This is a genomic window from Gemmatimonadaceae bacterium (assembly GCA_036273715.1).
GTDB lineage: Bacteria > Gemmatimonadota > Gemmatimonadetes > Gemmatimonadales > Gemmatimonadaceae > JADGGM01.
On sequence record DASUHB010000048.1, the window covers coordinates 24,353 to 44,800 of the forward strand.

Below are 20,448 nucleotides of genomic sequence, written 5' to 3' on the forward strand. Positions count from 1 at the left end.
CTGAAAGATGGCCCGTCGCGGAGACAGTGGGAACTGCTTCGGGCGCCGTCCGACAGTCGGGCTAGCGGCTCCGAGCGTCGCGTACACGGCTTGCTATCCACTCGCCGACCTCGCGCGTGCCGATGTTCCCGCCGACGTCAGCCGTACCGACGCCATGCGCGATCGCTGCATGTACTGCCTGCTCGACCGCTCGAGACGCATCGTCCGCGCCGAAGTCGCTGAGCATCATCGCGACCGTAAGGATGGCAGCCATGGGATTCGCCACGTTCTTGCCTGCGAGGGGCGGCGCGCTCCCGTGCACCGGTTCGTACATGGTGACGCCGCCAGGGTGGCGATTCGCGCTCGGCGCGAGGCCGAGTCCGCCGACGAGCATCGACGCGAGGTCGGAGAGGATATCGCCGAAGAGGTTGCCCGTGACGATCACCTGGAAAGACTCGGGCGTGCGAATGAGATCCATCGCCATGGCGTCGATGTAGCGCGTGTCGCGCTGCATACCGGGATACTCGCGTCCGATTTCTTCGAAGACGCGTCGCCAGAGATGGTGGGCCTGAATCGCGTTGGCCTTGTCGGCCATGGTGACGCGCGTCTTGCCGTGGTCCGCGGCCCACTTGAACGCGTACCGCACGATGCGCTCGACCCCTTTGCGCGTGTTCAGTTCTTCGGCGATGGCGATTTCATCCGGCGTCCCTTGCTTGAAGGTGCCGCCGACGGACACGTACAGCCCTTCGGTGTTTTCGCGAAATACGACGAGGTCCAGGTCGCGCGTCGTCTTGCCCTTGAGGGGAGTGAGTCGCTCGTCGATGAGCCGCGCGGGGCGTTCGTTGACGTAGAGGTCGAGTTGGAACCGCATGCCGAGCAGGATGTCGCGGGCGTGCTCGTTGCCGGGCACCCGCGGGTCGCCGAGCGCGCCTAACAGAATGGCGTCGAAATCGGTACCGAGGCGCTTCATGTCGGCCGGCGCGATGGTCACGCCCGTGGCGAGATAGTGGTCGGCGCTGTAGGGCAGACGCTCGACGTCGATGCCGGGATGGAAGACGTCCTCGACCGCGGCGAGCGTTTTGAGCGCTTCGCCGACCACTTCGGGGCCGATGCCGTCGCCGGCGATGACCGCGAGGCGGCGGGTCACCGGCTGTTCGGGCGAGTCGTGTCGCCGCGCGGCTTGCCTAACCGGGAGCTCGAATCGGCGCGCGCCGCGCCGGTATCGGGGTGCAGCGGAGCGTGGCTCACCGCCGATGGGTGCGAGAGCGTGTACACGTACGCCGCGAGCTTCGTGAGATCGGAGTCGCTGAGCATTCCTGAATACGCCGGCATGGCGACCGAGAATTGTCGTGGCGTGGCGACGCCCGCGGCGATCACGCCGCGAATGCCGGCGAAGGAACTGTCACCGTTCAGCCACGTCGTGTCCGTGAGGTCGGGGCCTAACTTTGCCGTGCCGCGTCCCAAGCCGCCGTGGCACGTGAAGCACCTGCCGCGTCCATGATAAAGTGCGTAGCCAGCCGCGGAATCTGCGGGTTCGATTACCACGGGAGCCGCGGGAGCCACGTTCGCGCTCTCGAGGGGTACCGGCGCGGCAACCGTGCTCTCGGCGCTCGCGGTGCCGGCGAGAGGCATCGCGGCCGCGGTATCGATCGGTACGCGCCCACCTTTGCTTTCACCGTGACACGCGGCGAGCGCCGTCCAGAGCACCACCGCGCACGCGGCGACGTGCCGCATTATGCCGTGGCGATGCCGCGCCCGCACGTGATGCAGAACTTCCAACTGATCTCGAGCTCCGTTCCACACGCGGGACACCGTTGGATGGTGAGATTCTGTCCGCAATGTGGACAGAAGGCGACGCGGCGCCCATCGGGCAGATTCCCGCCGCAGTATCGGCAGTTGGCATCGTCACGCGACCTCGTCGACGACGAGGCCGCCGCGCTCGCGGTGGGTTGAATCGTCGTGGCCACACCGGTGCTCGATCCTCGCGTCGCCCACGACATCGGCGACGCGGGGGAGGACGAAGCCGTTGTCCGAGATCCCGCGCTGCCCGACGCGGCGTCCGGGAGTCCGCTCTCGTCCACCATCATTTCATCGGCGCGTTGCTGCGCACCGGCGAGCAGGGCGATGCGCGACGCCGCGAACTCCCGAAAAATCGCGGTATTCGGATTCATGGTCGCGAGCTCGGCCCGTATCGCACCGGCCATCGCGTCGTCAACTGCGAGGTAGCCGCGCTCGCCGGACAGCAAGCGACAGAGCGCCACCTCGTAGTCCTGGTTGGTTTCAATTCCCGTCTCGCGCCGGTTGTGACGATACGGAATCAAGTTCTGGTAGAGCTCCGACACCTCGAAGTGGTGCGTGAGGTAGGCCGGATAGCCGTTACGTATGTTCTCCACGAGACGTCGAAAGAGCCGGTCGAGATCATCCATGCCCGATTCCATGAAGAAGTGGGACGCACCGTCCTGCCAATTATAGGCGGGACGGCCCGCGCTCGCGCAAGGGCGCGGTTCTGACGCCGGAGCCACCGCACTGCAGTTTACATCATCTCTTCCGCGCCTGATCGCGCGCACCACCGCGTCGATTCTCGTGCTGTTCGGCTTGGTGCCGGTCGCGAATTTGCTCGCGGCCGGCTCGCTGCCGTGGTGGTCGGACGTGGTGTGGCTCTGGACGTTCGCCGGAGCCTGCGTGTTCGTTGCGGCCTACGTGATCGCGCGGGTGCTGGGCGAAGGTGCCGAGCGCATCGGTGCGCGCGTGTGCGCAATCGTGATGGCGCCGTCGTCGCGTGTGTTTCTGTCGCTTGTGTGCGTGGCCGGCTTTCTTCTGGCCGCCGGCGCGGCGTGGTACTGCTTCAACCGCCAGCCGCAGTCGATCGACGAGATGGCGCAGCTCTGGCACGCGCGGATGCTGCTGGCGGGCCACCTGTCGATCCCCACCGAGGCGGACCCGGCGTTCTTCTCGGCGATGAACGTGATCGATGCCGGCGGCCGATGGTATTCGCAGTTTCCCATCGGCGGTCCGCTCGTGCTGGCGGCCGGTCTTGCGTTAGGCGCTGTCTGGCTGGTGAATCCGCTGCTGATCGCGCTAACGATCCGGAACGTCTACCGCTTTGCCCAACGCGCGTACGGCGAATCGTTTGCCCGCGGCGCGACGCTGCTGCTGCTGGCGGCGCCGTTTTTCCTGTTCATGGGCGCGAGCGAGCAGAATCACGTGCCGGCGCTGGCGATGGCCACGCTGGCGCTGGCGGCGCTCCCGGCGTGGGCGAGCGCGGCGTCGCGCCGCGCGGCCTGCGTCCAGGCGGCGATCATCGGTGCTGCGTTAGGCGCGATGGCGACGGTGCGCCCGCTCGACGCGCTGGCGGTGGCCGTGGCGTGCGGGCTCTACCAATTGAGTGTGCTCTTCCGCGCGAAGCAGCGGTGGCCGGAAATCGCCGTGCAGTGCGTGGCCGGCATCGTGCCCGTGGCGCTGCTCCTGTGGGCGAACGCGCATACCACGGGCGCCCCGCTCCGATTCGGCTACGCGGTGATGTGGGGCGCGAATCACGGGCTCGGGTTCCATGCGAGTCCGTTCGGCGACGCACACACCCCGCGCCGCGCGCTCGTGCTCGCGTCCCTCTATCTGATGAAGCTCGACATGTACCTGTTCGAGTGGCCTATCCCTGCGCTGCTCGCACCGATTGTTGCGCTCGCGTGGCTGCGCCGGCCGACGTCCTGGGATGCATTGCTCGCCGCCATCATCCTGACCGTGCTCATCGCGTACGCTCTCTATTGGCACAACGGACATTTTCTCGGCCCGCGATTCCTCTACACGGCGGTACCCGCGTTCGTGCTGCTGGCGGCGCGCGCGCCCGGCGCGATCGCGGCGCGTACCGGCTCCGTTGGGCGGACGATGGCCTACGCGGTGATGCCCCTGGCCGTGATCGTGGCGCTCACAGGGCTCGCCGGTCCCGTCGGGATTCCGGCGCGGCTCGCCGAGTATCGCGATGGCCAGTGGGAGCTGAAGGCCGATCTCGCGGCGCAGACACGCGACGCCCACCTCGGCCGTGCGTTAGTCTTCGTGCACGAAGGATGGGGCGCGCGGCTCATGGCGCGCATGTGGGCGATCGGCGTGTCGCGCGCCGATGCGGAGCACCTGCTTGCCACGTCCGACGCGTGTGCGCTCGAGCTGGCGACCGAAGCGGAAGAGCGACACCCGCCGGCAGACACCGTTGGCCTCGCGGCGCGCCTCGCGGTGGCGACGCCTCGCGCGGCGCGCCAGGAGCTGCGCCTGCGGGCCGACGTCACGCCGGACGTGACGCTCCGCTTCGTCGGCGCAACCGCGCTGCCGGCGCCGTGCGTCGCCCAAGCGCAGGCGGACTCGGTGGGCATGAGCCTCTACCCGCCGTTTCTCACCTTGAATCACGTCGGACCCGATGGTCGCGTCGGCGGCGACGTCGTGTTCGTTCGCGATCTGGGTGTGCGCAACGACGAGCTGCGCGCGCGGTTCGGCGACCGCACCTGGTATCGCTATCGCCCGCGCCGGTCGCCGGCAGACACTAGCCCGGCGTTCGTGCGGTACTAACGGAAGAGCGCGCCGCGCGGCGCGTTCAGGCGCGGACGCCGGGCAGCCGTTCCTGTGCGCGCGACGAGAGGTGCGCGCGCGCGATGTGGTTGAGCGCGGCCACACCGTCCTTCCACGTGATCTTCTTCCCTTCGGCGTACGTGCGCCCGTAGTAGCTGATCGGGACTTCGTACACGCGCGCTCCCATCTGCGACAGGCGGGCGACGATTTCCGGCTCGATGCCGAACCGCGAGTTCGTCAGATGCATCCGGCGGAACGCTTCCATCGTGAATGCCTTGTACCCGACTTCCATGTCCGTCAGGTTCAGGTTCGTGAACATGTTGGACAGTAGCGTTAGGCCCTGGTTGCCGACCCGGTGCCAGAAATAGAGCACGCGGTGCGCGCCGCCGCCGCCGAACCGCGTGCCGACGACCGCGTCGGCCTGGCCATCGAGAATCGGCTTGATCATCGCCGGGATGTCGCTCGGGTCGTACTCGAGGTCGGCGTCCTGAATGATGGCGATGTCGCCGGTCGCGTTCTGTCGGGCGGTGCGGATCGCGGCGCCTTTGCCCCGGTTCTCGGCGTGCCGGGCCACGACGAGCCGTTCCCCTTCGACTTCGCTCTTGCGCGTCAACCGGTCGTACGTCGCGTCGTCCGATGCATCATCCACGGCCACAACCTGCAGGGCCAGGCCCAACGACTCGAGCCGCCTGCGTTGGGCGAGCACCGCGTCGACGGTTCGTTCGATGGTTGCTTCTTCGTTGTAGCAGGGAACCAATACACTGAGTAACGAGAAGCGCGGAGCGGTCATCGGGCGCCGTCACACGGTGTGGGAAGGGTCAATGTCGTTCGAGACTGTCCATCGTCTTGTCCGCGTTCGACGTGATGGATGAGCGCGTCTTCCCGCCCGCACGGTTCACCAGCCGCGTGACGACATCGTCCTGGTTCACTTGCGCGTCCGTCCATCCCCACCAATAGCCCAACGCGACACCAAGAACCAATAATATCATGACCTTCCGCACTGGGGTCTCCTCTGAGAATGGACCTCAGAAGAGACTTTCCGTTTCGATGGCCGGTAACGGTCGCGCCGGCTTGAACGTCGCGGGATCGGGCATCGGATCTGGCGCGATCGTCACCCGGCCTCGCTCCCGCTCCGACGCGAGCCACGTGTCGAACTCCGAGTCGATCATGCCGTTCGAGCCCAGCTGGCGCGCCGCGGCGCGCGTCGCGAGGACGTTCGCGTACTCGTTCTGCGGATGTCCGGCGTGGCCGCGCACCCACCGCCACTCGATGCGGTGCCGGCGAGCCGTGTCCACGAGCTCGCGCCACAACGCGACATTTTCGATCGCTCCCGTCTTTCGACGCCACCCGCGCCGGGCCCAGTCGTAGACCCACGACGTCATCCCGTCGACGAGGTAGCGAGAGTCGCTGGTGAAAACCACGTGCTGTGCCGACCCGTCGAGCCCGACGAGTCTGAGGCCTTCGATCGCCGACCGCAGCGCCATCCTGTTGTTGGTCGTCGCGGGCTCGGCCAGCCAGTAGTCGCGACGGATTGGCTGGCGTCCCCCGCCATCGGCCGACGGCATCTCAATGAGCCCGCCGGCGCCGCCGGGGTTGTCGCCTTCGCGGCCGTTCCCGAGGCAGGATTCGTCCGCGTAAATCGCGATGAGCACAGATTGCAGCCTCGGTGTGAAATCCGGATGGCGCCGTCCTAACGAACGACGTTGATCGTGTCGATGTCGTCCAGCGAAAATGCGAGCGCTTCGCCGGTGGTTGGATTGGTCGCTTCGATCACCTCGCGCCGGCCTTCGGTGCGCAGCCGACGCGGGACGATCACGTACTCGGTGCCGCGCCGCATGACCACGACACGCGTCGCGTCTGCGATCGCGCGCTCGAGGGCATCGTAGTCCGCCGGCGTCAAGTACGCCATACCGCATCTTCGTCGCGGGCCCAGGCGCCGGCGAGGGTGGTGAGCACACGCGTCGCTCGCTCGATCTCGTCGATCTCGATCCACTCGGCGGCCGCATGCGCTCGAGCGATGTCGCCCGGCCCGAAGCAAATGGCGGGGATGCCCGCCTCGTTCAGCAACGCCGCGTCGGTCCAGGCGCTCAGTCCCTCGACGCGCGTTGGCTCGCCGATCGACGTCAGCGCGCGGCCGAGCCGCCGCACGACGGGCGCATCGACGGCGACGTCGCTCGGATTCTGTGCCAGGTCTAACGCAACGACGGCGTCGAACGACGGATGCGTCGCACGCACGCGTGCGCACGCGTCACGCACTTCCTCCACCGCCTGCTCCGGCGTCTCCCCGGGCAGCGTGCGCCGTTCGATGCGCAGCGTGCAGCGGTCCGGATACGTCGACATGCCTAACCCGCCATCGATCGTCGACGCGTGCCACGATGCGCGGCCGAGCAGCGGGTGGGTACGACGCACGAGCTCGCTCGACTCGAGCGCATCGAGCTCGGCCAATAGCAGCCCCGCGTGACGAATCGCATCGATGCCCACGTCGTAGCGGCTGCCGTGCGCCGCCCGACCGCGCACCGTGACCGTGGTCCATACGAAGCCGCGATGCGCCGGCGCGATGGCCAGGCGCGTCGGCTCGGTGACGATCGCCGCATCGGCCCGCACGCCGCCGGCGATCAGGGCACGCGTGCCGAAGCTGCCGAACTCCTCATCGGCGACGGCCGTGAGAACGATCTCGCAATCCAGTCCGTTCGCTGCGGCGCGCGCCGCCGCGGCGCACATCGCGGCCACGCCGCCCTTCATGTCGGACGATCCGCGGCCCCAGATGGAGCCATCGCGTTCGTTCGCCGCGAACGGCTCGTGCGTCATGCCGTCCGTTCCGACGACATCGAGGTGGCCGTTGAACATGAGCGTGCGTCCGCCGGCCCGCCCGACGCGCGCAACGACGTTCGGACGGTTAGGCCCGGCGTCGACGACGTCGGCGGCGATGCCCCACGAGCGTAACACTTCGGCGAGGGCGCGCGCGACGGGTCCTTCGCCCGGCGCGCCGGGTACGAGCGATGGGTTGCGCGAATCGACGCGCACGAGCGTCTTCGCGAGCGCCACCGCGTCGCCGGGCGCGACCGTCATGCGGGCACCGCGATGTCGACGAGCCGCGCGCCGTCCAGGTCGATCGTGAACGGGAGCGGCACGGCCACAGATGCCACGGCGGCGCGGACCGCGTCGACCGCGGCTTCGGGAGCGATCACCAGGACGCTGCCGCCGCCCGACGCGCCTAACGCTTTGCCGCCGGTGGCACCCGCACGGCGCGCCACATCGAGGACGCGCTCGATGCCCGGCGTGGAAATGCGCGCGTGCAGGCTGCGCTGAAAATGCCAGTGTTCGTCGACCAGCATCGACAGCTCATCGATCGACCCGTGCTCCAGCGACTGCGCCATCCGCGCGGCGAGCGCCTTCATCCGCGCCAGGGCCGCGGTCACGCGCGGCTCGCGTGCGCGATACGCCTCGATTACCGCGGTGATTGTGCGCCCCGAGAGCCGCGACTCGCCGGTGAACCCCACGATGCACCGCCGCTCGATTTCCGCCCGGCGCGCGGCCGGCAGCGCGATCCGCCGCGCCTCGACTGCCGCGCCGAAACGCAACTCGAGCGCGCCGCCTAACGCAGCAGCGTAGTGGTCCTGGCTCCCGCCGGGCACGTGCAGCCCTTCCGTCTCGACCGCACGGCTGCGCTCGGCGAGCGCGGTTGCCTCGGGCGACTCGCCGCGCCACGACGAGAGCGCGGCTTGAATCGCGACCCCGGCCGCCGACGACCCACCCAACCCCGCGCCGCGCGGGAAATCGTTACGGAGATCGAGCGACACGTGTGAAACGCCGGCCCGCTCCAGCGCCGCGAGCGGTAAGGCCTGGTCTTCCTCGTGCGCATTCACGTGCAGCCCAACGCCGCGATCCGCGAGGCGCGCGGTCGCATAACGCGCGATCGCGAGATTGCAGACGCAGCCGCCTTCCTCTTGCGGGTACGGCGGGACGTCCGTCCAACCGCCACCCAAGTCGATGCGCACCGGCGCGCGCGCTGTCACCTCACGCACGGTTCAGCTCGAAAGCCGGCGTGCAACGTGACGTCCCATACAGCGACGAGCGCTAAACCGTCGGAGCGAGTGCATATTCCATCATACGTAGCGGGGTTCGAGGCGGTGGGAAATGGAAAACTAGTTCCTGGCCGCTCGATTGCCAGACTGTTGCATGATGGCCATGATAGAGTTTCCTGTCCTCTCGTGCGTCTGCCAGGTGCCCGATGCCAGATCTCTCGCGATACCTCGTTGATCGGACGCTCATCATGCTCTCGAACCGGGAGCCGTACGAGCATCGGTTCGTCGAAGGCGCGAGCGGCGAACGCGCGATCGAGGTCCGGCAACCGCCGGGTGGCTTGGTGTCCGCGCTCGATCCAACCATGCAAGCGACCCACGGCGTCTGGGTGGCATGGGGCTCCGGCAGCGCCGATGAACATACCGCCGATGCGCACGGACGTTTGCGCGTGCCCCCACAGACTAACGCATACACGCTGCGCCGCGTTTTCCTGGACGCCGCCGACGTCGATGGCTTCTACCTGGGCTTCGCCAACAGCTCGCTCTGGCCACTGTGTCACCTGCTCGTACAGCACTTCTCGTATCGCGACGAGTTTTGGGAGCGCTATCAGCACGTGAACGCGAAGTTCGCGCACGCCGTGGCCGATGAAATTCGGCGCGCGGACAAGAGGCCCGTCGTCTGGATCCAGGACTATCACTTCGGCCTCGCTGCTTCGATGATCCGCGACCTCGTCGAGCCGCAGCTGCTGCATCAGTTCTGGCATATTCCGTTTCCGCCAGCCGACATTCTCCGCCTGCTGCCCGTCGATGTCGATGAAGCGCTCCTGCGCGGACTGCTCGGCAACGATCTGATCGAATTCCACACCGAGCGGTATGCGCTCAACTTCCTCGGTTGCGTGGCCGAGTTCATCCCCGAGGCCGAGATCGACGCCGAGACGTTCACGGTGCGATTCGACGGGCGTGACGTCGAGATCGGCGTGTATCCGATCAGCATCGACGTCGACCGCTACGAGCGAATGGCTGCCACGCCGGTGAATGCGGCGCTCGCCGAGCGGCTGCGCTCGCGATACGCCAAGAACGATTGCCGGTTAGGCGTGGGCGTGGACCGCGTCGACTACACCAAGGGCATACCGGAGCGTCTGCGCGCGCTGCGGCTGCTCTGGGAGCAACACCCCGAGATGCGAGAACGCTTCACGTTCCTCCTCGTGGCGACGCCGTCGCGGTCGGAGATCTCGGCATACCGCACGCTCGAGGAGGAGATGGTGCGTGGCGTGCTCGAGATCAACGCGCGCTTCCGCACGCGGACGTGGACGCCGATCGTGCTGGTGCACGAGAACGTGAGCGCCGAACTGCTGGCCGGTGTGTATCGCGCCGCGGACTTGTGCCTGGTGTCGTCGCTGCAAGACGGCATGAACCTGGTGGCGAAAGAATTCGTGGCCTGTCAGATCGAAGAGCGCGGCGTGCTGGTGCTGAGCCGATTCACCGGGGCCGCCGAGGAGATCGACGGCGCGGTGCTCATCAACCCGTTCAACATCGATGGCTTCGTGGAAGGCATTCGCCGCGCCGTGAACATGGGCGATGGCGAGCGGCGCGTCCGCATGCACCGCATGCGAACGCAACTGCGCAGCCGAACCATCTTCGATTGGCTGGCCGCCGTGCTCAGCCGAACGGAGGCCATCATCGCGGAGCGTTCGCAGGAAACCGGCGCGGCGTGACGCGTCCGCTGCTTCCCGTGGCCGCCGATGTCGCCGCGCGGCTGAGCGGGTCGCCGCTCCTGTCCATGCTCGACATAGACGGCACGCTGGCTCCGATCGCGCCGCGTCCCCAGGATGCCGCCGTGCCCGGCGAGACGCGGCGACTGCTCGCGGCGTTGGCCGGGCAGCCGGATGTGATCGTCGCGTTCGTGTCCGGTCGCGCGGCGGCCGATGTCACGCGAATCGCCGGCGTCCGCGGCGCGTGGATCATCGGCAACCACGGGTTCGAGGTGCTGCGGCCCGATGGGCGCGTGGTGGCCGGCGCTGCGTTAGGCGACGCGCGCGGCGCGATCGAAGCGGCGCTGCAATCGATCGCGGCCGTTGTGGCGTCGATGCCGGGCGTGATCGTGGAGGACAAGCAGTGGACAGTGAGCGTGCACTTTCGGCTCGCCGCGCCGTCGGTGGCCGCACCGCTGCGCGACGCCGTGCGCGCGGCGGCTGACGCCCACGGACTCCGCATGCTGGAGGGCAAGAAGGTGCTGGAGCTCCGGCCCAACGCCGACATCAACAAAGGCACGGCCGCCATTAGCCTAACGCACGAGATCATCGGCGGCGGTCCAGGCGCCGTGCTCTACGCCGGCGACGACGCCACCGACGAGGATGCCTTTGCGCGGCTGCGAGCGGAGATCCCTGCGGCGGTCACCGTGCGGGTGGGGCACGACGCTCACACGCATACGTCGGCCGAGTTTTCGCTGGACGACACAGTCGCGATGGCGCGATTTCTCGACTGGATTGCCACCGCGCGCGGGATCTCTGCGCGCGGCGCGTCATGACTCAGCGCTTTTTCTTCGCCGCTTTTTTGGCGCTTGTCTTCGGGTGGGACGCAGCCGTGTGTTTTTTCCCGGCTGGCCGACTTGCCGTGTGCGCTGCGTGCGCAGTCTTCGCCGCCTTCTGATCTGGCCTGGGAGCCGGCGGAGGCGCGACGGGCGCTTTCTCGGCTGCCGCTGGCGGCGCGATTTTCTTGATCGGCGGCTCCGGCACGGCCGCGATGGGAGGAGGCGACGCGGCCTGCTTCGCGGCCGGCTTGCGCTTGCCGTGCGCTTCCTCGACCTCACGGATGATCCGATCGGCCTCCTCCTGCGTCATCTGGCCACGCCGCACCATGTATTGCACGATGTCCCGCGCACTTTCGATGGCGAAGCCGGCGAGTCCGGCAGCAGCGTTGATGACATCCTTGATCGCCTGGGCGATCTTGCTGCCGGCCTCTTGACTGATTTCTTGCGCCCTGAGCGCCATTTCGGCGACAGTGTCGCGCGCGTCGGTGCTGCGGTGTCCGGGGGCTCGCCGCGGGACACCTGGCTGCGCCGGCGGTGCTGCCGGTGGGAGGTCGGGGGCCTTCGTTTCTGCGGCTGGCGGCTTGTCCACCATACGAGTAGTGCGCTCCCTATCTGGCAGTAAGTGACGCAGCGTGTGTGACGACGCGGGCAAACGAAGGTCGGATCGCGGGCGCAATGAGGGGCGCTACGACATCCTCGTCCCAACCGTTGGTCAAGCGCCGGTAAGTATATGATTTCACGGTAGCTACGCAAGTCGTTGACCGCAGGTTCGGAAGATCGCAGTTGCCGTGCGTTCCCCATGCGGAACGATCATCTAGGCATTTTCGCTACCACAGCATAGCGCTCTTATGGCGACAGAAACGCGTCAACTGCTCGATACCAACGTCCTCGACCTGAGCCGAGTACTCGCAGGCCCGCTTTGCACAATGATGCTCGGCGACCTCGGCGCAAACGTCATCAAGGTCGAACGTCCCGAGGTCGGTGACGACACTCGAACGTGGGGGCCGCCATTCGACGACCGCGGAGAGAGCGCCTACTACCTCAGCATCAATCGCAATAAGAAGAGTATTGCGGCCGATTTGAGCACCGACCGCGATCGCGCACTCATTGAAGAGCTCATTGCCGGCGCGGACGTCGTGGTCGACAACTTCCGCCCCGGCACACTCCGGCGATACGGACTCGATCCGGAACCGATTCGCGCACGGTTCCCCCGACTCGTGTGGTGCACCATTACCGGATTCGGTGCAGACAGTGTCCGGCCAGGCTACGACTATGTGGTGCAAGCCGAGCGCGGCTGGATGGCCATTACCGGCGAGCCCGGAGGGAGGCCGATGAAAGTCGGCGTCGCATTGGCCGACGTCATAGCCGGCAAAGACGCGGCGATCTCTACGCTGGCTGCGTTAGTCTCGGTCGCGCGTACGGGTGAGGGCCGGCACGTCATCACCTCACTCGCGCAGAGCGCAGCGGCGGCGCTCGTGAACGTGGCGCAGAACGCGCTGGTGACGGGGCACGACGCCGGGCGGTGGGGCAATGCCCATCCGAATCTCGTGCCCTACGAGCTTTTCGACGCCCGCGACCGCCCCATCGTGATCGCCGTCGGCAACGACGCGCAGTGGAGATCGTGCGCCCGTGCGTTAGGACTGGATGATCTGGCGAACGATGCCAGTCTCGCGTCGAATGCCGGACGCGTCGAGCAGCGCGATCGTGTCGTGGATGCCGTGGCCGGACGCGTCAGGGAGCGCTCGGCCGCGGACGTGGCTGCCGCGCTCGACCGTGCCGGTGTGCCATGCGGCATGGTGCTCACCGTGCTCGAGGCGCTGCGCGAGGCTCAGGCGTCGCCCCTCACCGGCGTCGGCCCGTCGGTGCCGGGCACCATCCGCTATCCTCCGCCGCGCCTGGATGAGCACGGCGCCGAGATCCGCGCGCGCGGTTGGGCCGTGTTCCAGTGACTAACGCACGGCTCGGGCACGCGCCGTCTTCCGCGGAGCATCGTGCGCTACATCGGTAACAAGACGCGGCTCCTGCCGTTCATCCTGGAGACGGTCGCCGCGCTCGGCATCGGTCCGGGGGCGGCCCACGATGCATGCGCGGGCACAGCCGTCGTTGGTCGCGCGCTCAAATCCGCCGGCTGGCGCGTCGCGTCGAGCGACATCATGACGTACTCGTACGTCCTTCAGCGCGCGTACGTCGTGTCGCAGCGGGTGCCGAGTTTTGCCGAGCTGCGCGCCGGCGATCCGGACGTTCGTCGCGCCATGCGCTCGGAACGGTTTCGAGCGGCGGTCACGCGACGGGGACACGGTGCGGTACCGGTCGTGTGCGAATACCTCGCGCGGTGGCTCGAGCCAGCACGAGGATTCATTGCGGCGCACTATGCGCCGGCGGGCGGCCGCATGTATTTCACCGACGAAAACGCGATGCGCATCGATGCGATTCGCGCGCGGCTGGACGAGTGGCATAAGGAAGGATTGATCGGCGACGACGCCTTCTACATGCTCCTCGCCGCGTTGCTCGAAGCGGCGGATCGTGTCGCCAACACCGCAGGTGTGTACGCGGCGTACATCAAGTCGTGGCAGCCCAACGCGAAGCGAGCGCTGGATCTCGAGCCGCGACTGCCGCTTCGAGGTGCGCGCGGATCCACTGCGCATCTGGAGGACGCCCAGACGGTGGCATCGAGCCTCGGACCGATCGAGCTGCTCTACGTCGACCCGCCGTACAACAGCCGCCAGTACGCCGGCTACTACCATATCCCAGAGATCATCGCGCGCGGCTGGTTCTCAGAGGCGCCCGTCGTTCGCGGTAAGACGGGACTGGTGCGCGATGCAACAGGCGCCACACGAAGCGCATGGTGCTCGGCCAGAGGAGCCGAGCGCGCGCTGCGCGATTTGCTCGCGACGACGCGGGCCCGACATGTGCTGCTCAGCTACAACTCGGAAGGGTTGCTCAGTGAGGCCGCGGTGCAGCGGATTCTGGATGCGGCCTCGATCGATGGGCGAAGCCGCCGGTTCGTGCGCGAATACCGGCGGTACCGCGCCGACAGCGATCACGCGAAGCGACGCTACCGCGTGGATGCCTTACGGGAGCTTCTCTATCATGCGCGACTTCGGTAGTCATTCGGGACGTTACGTTCGGCCATTCTGCTCGTCCCGTGAGCATGGCCACCCTCGTCCGACCGCTCCCGGGTTCGTCAGGACTGTCCAGGGGGCGCATGAAGCGTTACACTAGCGGCGTGAAAACGACCTCAGTGATGATAGCGCCTCGCGCCGCGGATTCGCAGGAAGCGGATCATGAAGTGATCGGCCGCGTGCTGGCTGGTGATCGCAACGCGTTTGGAATGCTCATCAGACGCTACAGCGATCCGCTGTATCGGCACGCGCTCGGCATGACGGGAAGTCCGGATGTCGCCGAAGACATCCTTCAAGCGTCATTCATAAAAGCGTACCAGCATCTGGCCGAGGTGCATGGGCGTTTCGATGCTTGGATTTTCCGGATCGTGGCGAACGGGTGCAAGGACTGGCTCAAGAACATTCGCCGCACGCATCTGAGTTACGAGGAGGATGATCAACCCTCCGCGTTTGCGACGCCGGAAGAAGACCTTGACCGGACCGAGCTGCGGTCGGATCTGGATCGCGCATTGGCCCAATTGGCGCCGTCGCTTCGCGAAGCGTTCGTCATGAAGCACGTCGAAGGCCGGTCGTACGAAGAGATGGCGGATCTGTTAGGAACAACTGTCGGGGCACTGAAGATGCGCGTGCACAGGGCACGCGAGGCGCTCCAGGTCCTTTTAGAGGAAAAATACGCCTGATGCTTGATAACCTTGATCCCCGAGAGCGCCGGAGCGAAGACACGCCAAAGACGCGTGAGACTTCTGCGGCGCGTCCGCTGTCCGATCGCGAGGTCCCGTTAGCCGGCGACACCCGGACTGCGACCCTGAACGAGTGGCTCGACGGCGAGGTGCCGGAGAGTGAGGCGCGTGCCCACGGTAACACGCGCGACGTCGAGTTCTGGCTGCGCATCGAGAAGGAAGTCGAAGTGCGGCGCGAGATGAAGACGCCGGTGCACGTGTACCGCCAGATCATGGAAGCGCTGCCGGAAAATGCGCCGGCCGCTCTTCCGTGGTACAAAAAGCAAGTGACGGTGAATCCGATGGTGGCGATGGCGGCGACGGCGGGTGCCGTGGCCGTCGGCATGGCGATCGGGGCTGCGTTGACCAAAGGCCGCTGACGCGACCGAAGGTCGACACAAAGGCGCACGCTCTCGGGCGTGCGCCTTTTTTTTCTGCACCGAGCAAACTGCCTCTAGATGTGGATGGCGTGACCCTCGACGCCTAACGCGGCTTCCTTGGTCGCTTCGCTCAGCGTCGGATGCGCGTGAATGGTGGTCGCGACATCTTCGGCCGATGCATCGTAGGCGAAGGCCAGCACCAGCTCGGCGGCGAGCTCGGACACGGTCGGTCCGATCATGTGCGCGCCGAGCAGCAGATCGGTTCGCGCGTCGGCGATCAGCTTGACGAACCCGGTCGTCTCGCCCGCCGTGCGCGCGCGTCCGTTCGCCGAATACGGGAACCGGCCGACGCAGTACTCGCGGCCGCTGTCCTGCACCTGCTGTTCCGTTAGGCCGATGGCCGCGATCTCCGGCCACGTGTACACGATCGACGGCACCGGGCGATAGTTCATCTCCGTACGCCGGCCGGCGATGGTCTCCACGGCCACCACGCCTTCCTCTTCCGCCTTGTGCGCGAGCAGCAGGCCGCCCACCACGTCGCCGATCGCAAAGACGTGCGGCAGGTTCGTGCGCATCTGCTTGTCGACGATGATCTCGCCGCGCGCGCCCACGGCCAGTCCGAGCGCTGCCGCGTCGATCCCGGTGAGCGATGGCTTGCGCCCAACGGCGACCAGCACGCGGTCTGCGGTGAGCGTTTCCCTGGCGCCGTTGGATTCGATCTCGATGCGGATGGCGCCGCCGTCGCGCGTGGCGCCGGTGACCTTGGTTCCGGTGCGGATCGCGAGTCCCTGCGCGCGAAACACCTTGTCGGCTTCTTTCACCACGTCGGCATCGGTGCCGGCGAGAATCGACGGCAAGAGCTCGATGACCGTGACCTCTGCGCCTAACCGGCGCCATACCGAGCCGAGCTCGAGGCCGATCACGCCGCCGCCGATCACGATGAGATGTCGCGGGACCTCGGGCATCGTCAGCGCCCCGACGTTCGACAGCACGCGGTCTTCATCGAACGGAAGAAACGGCAGCGCGATGGGCACGCTGCCCGTCGCGATGACGACGTCGCGCGCTCGATAGGTCGTGATCGTGCCATCCGCCGCGCGCACTTCGACCACGTTTCCCGGGCGCAGCGCGCCGCGCCCCTTCGCCCAGGTGACGTTGTTTTTCCGGAACAGATACTCGATGCCGCGCGTGTTGGCGGAGACGACCCGATCCTTGCGCGTGAGCATCGTGGGAAGATCGAGCGTCACGTCGCCGACCTTCACGCCGTGGTCTGCGAGATGCGTGCGGGTGAACTCGAAGTGCTCGGACGATTGCAGGAGCGCCTTGGACGGGATGCATCCGACGTTCACGCACGTGCCGCCAAGAGTGGCGTCCATTTCGACGCACACCGTGGACAGGCCGAGCTGCGCGGCGCGGATCGCGGCGACGTAGCCGCCTGGACCGCCGCCGATGACGACGACGTCGGGAGAAAGCGTATCTGCCATTGCCTAACCAGTAAACGAGAAGCGCGCGGACGATGTTCCCGCGCGCCGCGCGCGCCTAATCGACAAGCATGGCCGCCGGGTCTTCCATCAGCTCCTTCACGCGCACGAGAAAGAGCACGGCCTGCTGGCCATCGACGAGGCGATGGTCGTACGACAGCGCGATGTACATCATCGGGCGGATCGCGACGGCGCCGTTCACCGCGACCGGGCGTTCCTGAATTTTGTGCAGGCCCAGGATGCCGACCTGCGGATAGTTCAGGATCGGCGTCGAGACCAGCGAGCCGAATACGCCGCCGTTAGTAATCGTGAAGGTCCCGCCGGTGAGGTCATCCATGGTGAGCTTACCGTCGCGCGCCCGCGCGGCAACGGCCGACAATTGGCGGCTGAACTCGATCATCCCCATGCGATCGGCATCCTTGATCACCGGGACGACGAGTCCCTGATCCGACGCGACGGCGATGCCGAGGTTCACGTAGTGCCTGTAGATGATGGTGTCGCCGTCGATCTGCGCGTTCACAACCGGATAGGCCGCGAGCGCCATCGTCGCTGCGCGCGCGAAAAACGGCATGAACGTCAGCTTGACGCCGTGCTGCTTCTCGATGCGTTCCTTCAGGCGGTCGCGGACTCCCATGACCCCCGACATATCGACTTCGTTGAAGGTCGTGAGGTGTGCGGTGGCGTGCTGTGCCTGCACGAGATTTTCGGCGATGCGCTTGCGGCGCGTCGTCATGCGTTCGCGCGTCTCGCGGCCTTCGGCGCTGGGCGCCGACGCCGTTGGGCGCGGCGCCGGAGCCCGTGCCGGCTCGGGCGGAGCCGCGTGAGCCGCAGGAGCTGCGGTTGCAGCGCGCGGCTGTTGGGCGCGTGCCCCGTCGGCGTGTGCTTCGATCACGTCGCTCTTGGTGACCATGCCGCCGCGACCGCTGCCCGACACGGCAGCCAGGTCGATTCCGGCGTTGTCGGCGACGCGACGAGCGGCCGGTGAGGCGCGTGTCGGCGCAGGCGCTGACGGTGGTGGCGGCGCCGGCGGCGCTACGGTGGCAGCGGGCGCGGACGATGCTGCACCGACTGCGGCCGACGCTGCTCCGGCGCGCGGCGCTGATGCCGTGGCCGTCTCGTCGATCTGGCCGAGCTCGTCATCTACTTTGACGACATCGCCTTCCTGGTGGAGGCGCTTGACGAGCGTGCCGGCTTTGAGCGCCGGAACTTCGACGGTGATTTTGTCGGTTTCGAGCTCGACGACGGTATCACCTTGCGCAACCGTGTCGCCCTCGCGCTTGACCCAGCGCGCGACCGTCGCTTCGACGATCGATTCACCGAGCGGCGGCACCTTGATCGAAATCATAGCGTTGACACGTGTGGTAGAACTGAATTGTACCGCGCGTTGCTCCGCGCACGAGCGCTCGGTAGCATTCAAACTCCAAATATAACTCGACGACATCATCGTGCGAGCACTTACCATCTCGTCGCATGGGGGATTCGACCGTCTCGAAGTGCGCGAGATTCCGACACCGGAGTTGCGCACGCAGAACGACGTGCGCGTACGCATCCGCGCGGCGGCGCTCAACCGGCTCGATCTCTTCGTGTTGGGTGGTCTGCCCGGCATCACGATCACGCCGGGCTGGGTCGTTGGCTCCGACGGTGCAGGGATCGTGGATGCGGTCGGCGCGGACGTGCACGATGTCGTGGTCGGCGACCGGGTGCTCATCCAGCCGGGTCTCAGCGATCGTACGTGCGAGTACTGTCGCGACGGCGAGCAGTCGTTGTGCGTGTCGTACAAGATTCTGGGGGAGCACGTGCCGGGCACGTGTGCGGAATATCTCGTGGTGCCGGCGCCCAACGTGCGGCGCATTGCGTCCGGCGTCCGGTGGGAGGTCGCGGCGGCGCTGCCGTTGGCGGCGCTCACGGCGTGGCGAATGATGGTGACGCGCGCCGGCGTGCACGAGGGCGATCTCGTGCTGATCTGGGGGATCGGCGGCGGCGTGGCGCTCACGGCGCTCCAGATTGCCAAGCTGCACGGTGCGCGCGTGTGGGTCACGTCGAGCAGCGACGCGAAGCTCGAGCAGGCGCTTGCGTTAGGCGCTGACGCCGCGTTCAACCACCGCACGCAGGACGTGGCGCGGGAAGTGCGCGCGCGCACGAACAAGCGCGGCGCGGACGTCGTCGTGGACACGGTGGGCGAGGCGACGTGGACGCAGTCGCTCATGGCGTTAGGCAAGCGCGGGCGACTCGTCACCTGCGGCGCGACGAGCGGGCCGATGGTCGAGACCGATGTCCGCCGGCTCTTCTGGAATCAGTGGTCCATCCTCGGCTCGACGATGGGCAACGATCGCGAGCTCGACGCCATGCTGCGCGCGTTCGAGCGCGGGCATCTGTCGCCGGTCATCGACTCGGTGTTCGACCTGGGGGATGGGCGCGCCGCGTACGAGCGGCTCGCGTCGCCCGACCATTTCGGCAAGATCGTGCTGCGCGTGGGCGGGGCCGATTGACATGCGGTTCCCGCTCGAAACGCGATACGCGGATTACGATTCGAAAGGACATGCCAACAACGCCGTGTATCTCACATACTTCGAGATGGCGCGGCACCACGCGTGGGTCGATCGGATGCACGGCGACGCGGATTTTCCGTTCATCGTGGCCGAAGCGACGGTCCGATACGTGAGCGAGGCGATGATCGGGCAACCGCTCGACATCGAGATCGCGACGAGTGAAGTGCGAACGAAGGCCTGGGTGTGGTCGTACGTGATTCGGGCGACGGACGACAATCGCGTCGTCGCGGAGGGGCACACCGTGCAGGTGATGTACGATTACGACGCACGCCGAACCGTTGCGATTCCGGATGCCGTGCGCGCGTTGCTGGTCACGATATGACGCGCATCGAGGAGCTGGTCGTGGTGCCGGCGACGCCGGCGCAGGCGATGCGCGCGCTCCTCACGGTGAAGCGCGCGCAGGACTGGATGGCGCCCGACGTCCGTCTCGTGCCGCACACGTCGAGTCCCGTGTTAGGCGCCGGCGATCACTTCGCGCTCGAGTTGTTCGGCGGCCTGCGCTTCGAGTACGTCATCGAGGCGACGAGCGATCGCGAAGTCGCGTTCACCTACGATGGCCCGTGGCGCGGCGAAGAGCGGTGGAGTTTCGTCGCCGATGGTGCGGAGACGCTGGTGCGGCGTTCGTACGAGGTGCACGGCGGTTCGCCCCTTGCCGCGCTTGCATGGGGCACCGTTGGGCGAGCGGTGGTGGCGATGCACATGCGATTCGAATTGTCGCGACTCAAGTCCGCGATTCAGCGCGATCCCGGACCCCGTGGAGAAATCGAGGCGACATCGGGCCCGCTCCGGTCGGCGCCGGATGACTCGGCTCAGAAGGAGGATGGCGCAGCGCGGCCATCGTTCCCCGTTGACGATGGCTGATCGGGCGCAGTACGACGCGACCGAACAGGCCGGCATCCGCGATGCGTTCGTGCGGGGCGACGCGCCACTGTGCCCGCGCTGTCACGTGGCGATGACCAAGCGGCCGATCGGCGGCGGGTCGTTCGGCCTCGGTTATGCTCGGCGGCGCGAGTGGCTCATCTGCCCCCGATGCCGGCGGAGCGCGATCTTCGACGTGCGGCGCGGGACGCGCAACTAACGGACGCTCCCTGGCTGTCCGGCGGCGGCGTGGTAAG

23 protein-coding genes are annotated in these 20,448 nt (G+C 67.2%); 11 read left to right on the plus strand and 12 right to left on the minus strand.

The features are described 5' to 3' along the window. Positions 1–61: 61 nt before the first annotated feature. The 3 genes from VFW04_10510 to VFW04_10520 are packed head-to-tail and all read right to left on the minus strand — an operon-like array spanning position 62 to position 2,405. On the minus strand, positions 62–1,126 hold the full coding sequence (locus VFW04_10510; protein ID HEX5179753.1) for an isocitrate/isopropylmalate dehydrogenase family protein: 1,065 nt from the start codon (positions 1,124–1,126) through the stop codon (positions 62–64). Next, positions 1,123–1,713: a c-type cytochrome gene (locus VFW04_10515; protein HEX5179754.1), complete on the minus strand. Its 591-nt coding sequence runs from the start codon at positions 1,711–1,713 to the stop codon at positions 1,123–1,125. Before VFW04_10515 ends, VFW04_10510 begins: the two co-directional genes overlap by 4 nt. Beyond that, a complete protein-coding gene (locus tag VFW04_10520) occupies positions 1,713–2,405 on the minus strand; it encodes a zinc ribbon domain-containing protein (protein HEX5179755.1) in 693 nt (230 codons plus the stop codon). Before VFW04_10520 ends, VFW04_10515 begins: the two co-directional genes overlap by 1 nt. Positions 2,406–2,562: 157 nt before the next feature. Between VFW04_10520 and VFW04_10525 the strand changes: the two genes are divergently transcribed. Then, a complete protein-coding gene (locus tag VFW04_10525; protein ID HEX5179756.1) occupies positions 2,563–4,533 on the plus strand; it encodes a hypothetical protein in 1,971 nt (656 codons plus the stop codon). 25 nt (positions 4,534–4,558) lie between these two features. Here VFW04_10525 and VFW04_10530 read toward each other — a convergent pair whose 3' ends face one another. The 6 genes from VFW04_10530 to VFW04_10555 are packed head-to-tail and all read right to left on the minus strand — an operon-like array spanning position 4,559 to position 8,558. Then, the gene (locus VFW04_10530; protein HEX5179757.1) at positions 4,559–5,323 is read right to left on the minus strand and encodes a glycosyltransferase family 2 protein; all 765 of its coding nucleotides are present in this window, start codon (positions 5,321–5,323) and stop codon (positions 4,559–4,561) included. 28 nt (positions 5,324–5,351) lie between these two features. Next, entirely contained in the window at positions 5,352–5,522 is a 171-nt protein-coding gene (locus tag VFW04_10535; protein ID HEX5179758.1) for a hypothetical protein, read from the minus strand. A 36-nt stretch (positions 5,523–5,558) separates the two neighbouring features. Continuing rightward, entirely contained in the window at positions 5,559–6,185 is a 627-nt protein-coding gene (locus tag VFW04_10540) for a ribonuclease H (protein ID HEX5179759.1), read from the minus strand. 38 nt (positions 6,186–6,223) lie between these two features. Continuing rightward, a complete protein-coding gene (locus VFW04_10545) occupies positions 6,224–6,442 on the minus strand; it encodes a hypothetical protein (GenBank protein HEX5179760.1) in 219 nt (72 codons plus the stop codon). Then, complete coding sequence (locus tag VFW04_10550; GenBank protein ID HEX5179761.1) at positions 6,430–7,602, minus strand: ArgE/DapE family deacylase; 1,173 nt, start codon at positions 7,600–7,602, stop codon at positions 6,430–6,432. Before VFW04_10550 ends, VFW04_10545 begins: the two co-directional genes overlap by 13 nt. After that, positions 7,599–8,558, minus strand: a complete 960-nt coding sequence (locus VFW04_10555; protein ID HEX5179762.1) for a hypothetical protein — start codon at positions 8,556–8,558, stop codon at positions 7,599–7,601. Before VFW04_10555 ends, VFW04_10550 begins: the two co-directional genes overlap by 4 nt. 248 nt (positions 8,559–8,806) lie before the next feature. On the opposite strand from VFW04_10555, the gene VFW04_10560 reads away from it, so the two are divergent. Both VFW04_10560 and otsB read left to right on the plus strand, forming a co-directional pair. Next, a complete protein-coding gene (locus VFW04_10560) occupies positions 8,807–10,270 on the plus strand; it encodes a trehalose-6-phosphate synthase (GenBank protein ID HEX5179763.1) in 1,464 nt (487 codons plus the stop codon). Further along, positions 10,267–11,082, plus strand: coding sequence for a trehalose-phosphatase (gene otsB, locus VFW04_10565; protein ID HEX5179764.1), 816 nt, complete (start codon positions 10,267–10,269; stop codon positions 11,080–11,082). Before VFW04_10560 ends, otsB begins: the two co-directional genes overlap by 4 nt. Position 11,083: 1 nt before the next feature. Here the strand turns inward: otsB and VFW04_10570 are convergent, their stop codons facing one another. Then, on the minus strand, positions 11,084–11,677 hold the full coding sequence (locus VFW04_10570; protein ID HEX5179765.1) for a hypothetical protein: 594 nt from the start codon (positions 11,675–11,677) through the stop codon (positions 11,084–11,086). A 256-nt stretch (positions 11,678–11,933) separates the two neighbouring features. Here VFW04_10570 and VFW04_10575 point away from each other — a divergent pair, with 256 nt between their 5' ends. The 4 genes from VFW04_10575 to VFW04_10590 all read left to right on the plus strand — a co-directional run bounded on the left by VFW04_10575 (position 11,934) and on the right by VFW04_10590 (position 15,306). Further along, positions 11,934–13,034 carry a CoA transferase gene (locus tag VFW04_10575; GenBank protein HEX5179766.1) on the plus strand — a complete coding sequence of 367 codons (1,101 nt, stop codon included), beginning with the start codon at positions 11,934–11,936 and terminating at the stop codon, positions 13,032–13,034. Positions 13,035–13,076: 42 nt separating this feature from the next. After that, a complete protein-coding gene (locus tag VFW04_10580) occupies positions 13,077–14,192 on the plus strand; it encodes a DNA adenine methylase (protein ID HEX5179767.1) in 1,116 nt (371 codons plus the stop codon). Positions 14,193–14,290: 98 nt separating this feature from the next. Further along, positions 14,291–14,887, plus strand: a complete 597-nt coding sequence (locus VFW04_10585) for a sigma-70 family RNA polymerase sigma factor (GenBank protein ID HEX5179768.1) — start codon at positions 14,291–14,293, stop codon at positions 14,885–14,887. Then, on the plus strand, positions 14,887–15,306 hold the full coding sequence (locus VFW04_10590) for a hypothetical protein (protein ID HEX5179769.1): 420 nt from the start codon (positions 14,887–14,889) through the stop codon (positions 15,304–15,306). The genes VFW04_10585 and VFW04_10590 overlap by 1 nt, the downstream gene beginning before the upstream one ends. Positions 15,307–15,380: 74 nt before the next feature. On the opposite strand, the gene lpdA is transcribed toward VFW04_10590, so the two are convergent. Both lpdA and odhB read right to left on the minus strand, forming a co-directional pair. Continuing rightward, positions 15,381–16,787 (minus strand): dihydrolipoyl dehydrogenase, encoded by a 1,407-nt coding sequence (lpdA, locus tag VFW04_10595; protein HEX5179770.1) that lies wholly within the window; start codon positions 16,785–16,787, stop codon positions 15,381–15,383. Positions 16,788–16,842: 55 nt separating this feature from the next. Further along, positions 16,843–18,129, minus strand: coding sequence for a 2-oxoglutarate dehydrogenase complex dihydrolipoyllysine-residue succinyltransferase (gene odhB, locus VFW04_10600; protein ID HEX5179771.1), 1,287 nt, complete (start codon positions 18,127–18,129; stop codon positions 16,843–16,845). Positions 18,130–18,229: 100 nt separating this feature from the next. Between odhB and VFW04_10605 the strand changes: the two genes are divergently transcribed. From VFW04_10605 to VFW04_10620, 4 genes are read left to right on the plus strand one after another with little or no spacing between them, the layout of a single operon-like run. After that, positions 18,230–19,273 carry a zinc-binding dehydrogenase gene (locus tag VFW04_10605; GenBank protein HEX5179772.1) on the plus strand — a complete coding sequence of 348 codons (1,044 nt, stop codon included), beginning with the start codon at positions 18,230–18,232 and terminating at the stop codon, positions 19,271–19,273. A gap of 1 nt (position 19,274) precedes the next feature. Beyond that, the gene (locus VFW04_10610) at positions 19,275–19,655 is read left to right on the plus strand and encodes a thioesterase family protein (protein ID HEX5179773.1); all 381 of its coding nucleotides are present in this window, start codon (positions 19,275–19,277) and stop codon (positions 19,653–19,655) included. Continuing rightward, entirely contained in the window at positions 19,652–20,194 is a 543-nt protein-coding gene (locus VFW04_10615) for an SRPBCC family protein (protein HEX5179774.1), read from the plus strand. Before VFW04_10610 ends, VFW04_10615 begins: the two co-directional genes overlap by 4 nt. Next, positions 20,187–20,411, plus strand: a complete 225-nt coding sequence (locus tag VFW04_10620) for a hypothetical protein (protein HEX5179775.1) — start codon at positions 20,187–20,189, stop codon at positions 20,409–20,411. Before VFW04_10615 ends, VFW04_10620 begins: the two co-directional genes overlap by 8 nt. Positions 20,412–20,448: the final 37 nt, after the last annotated feature.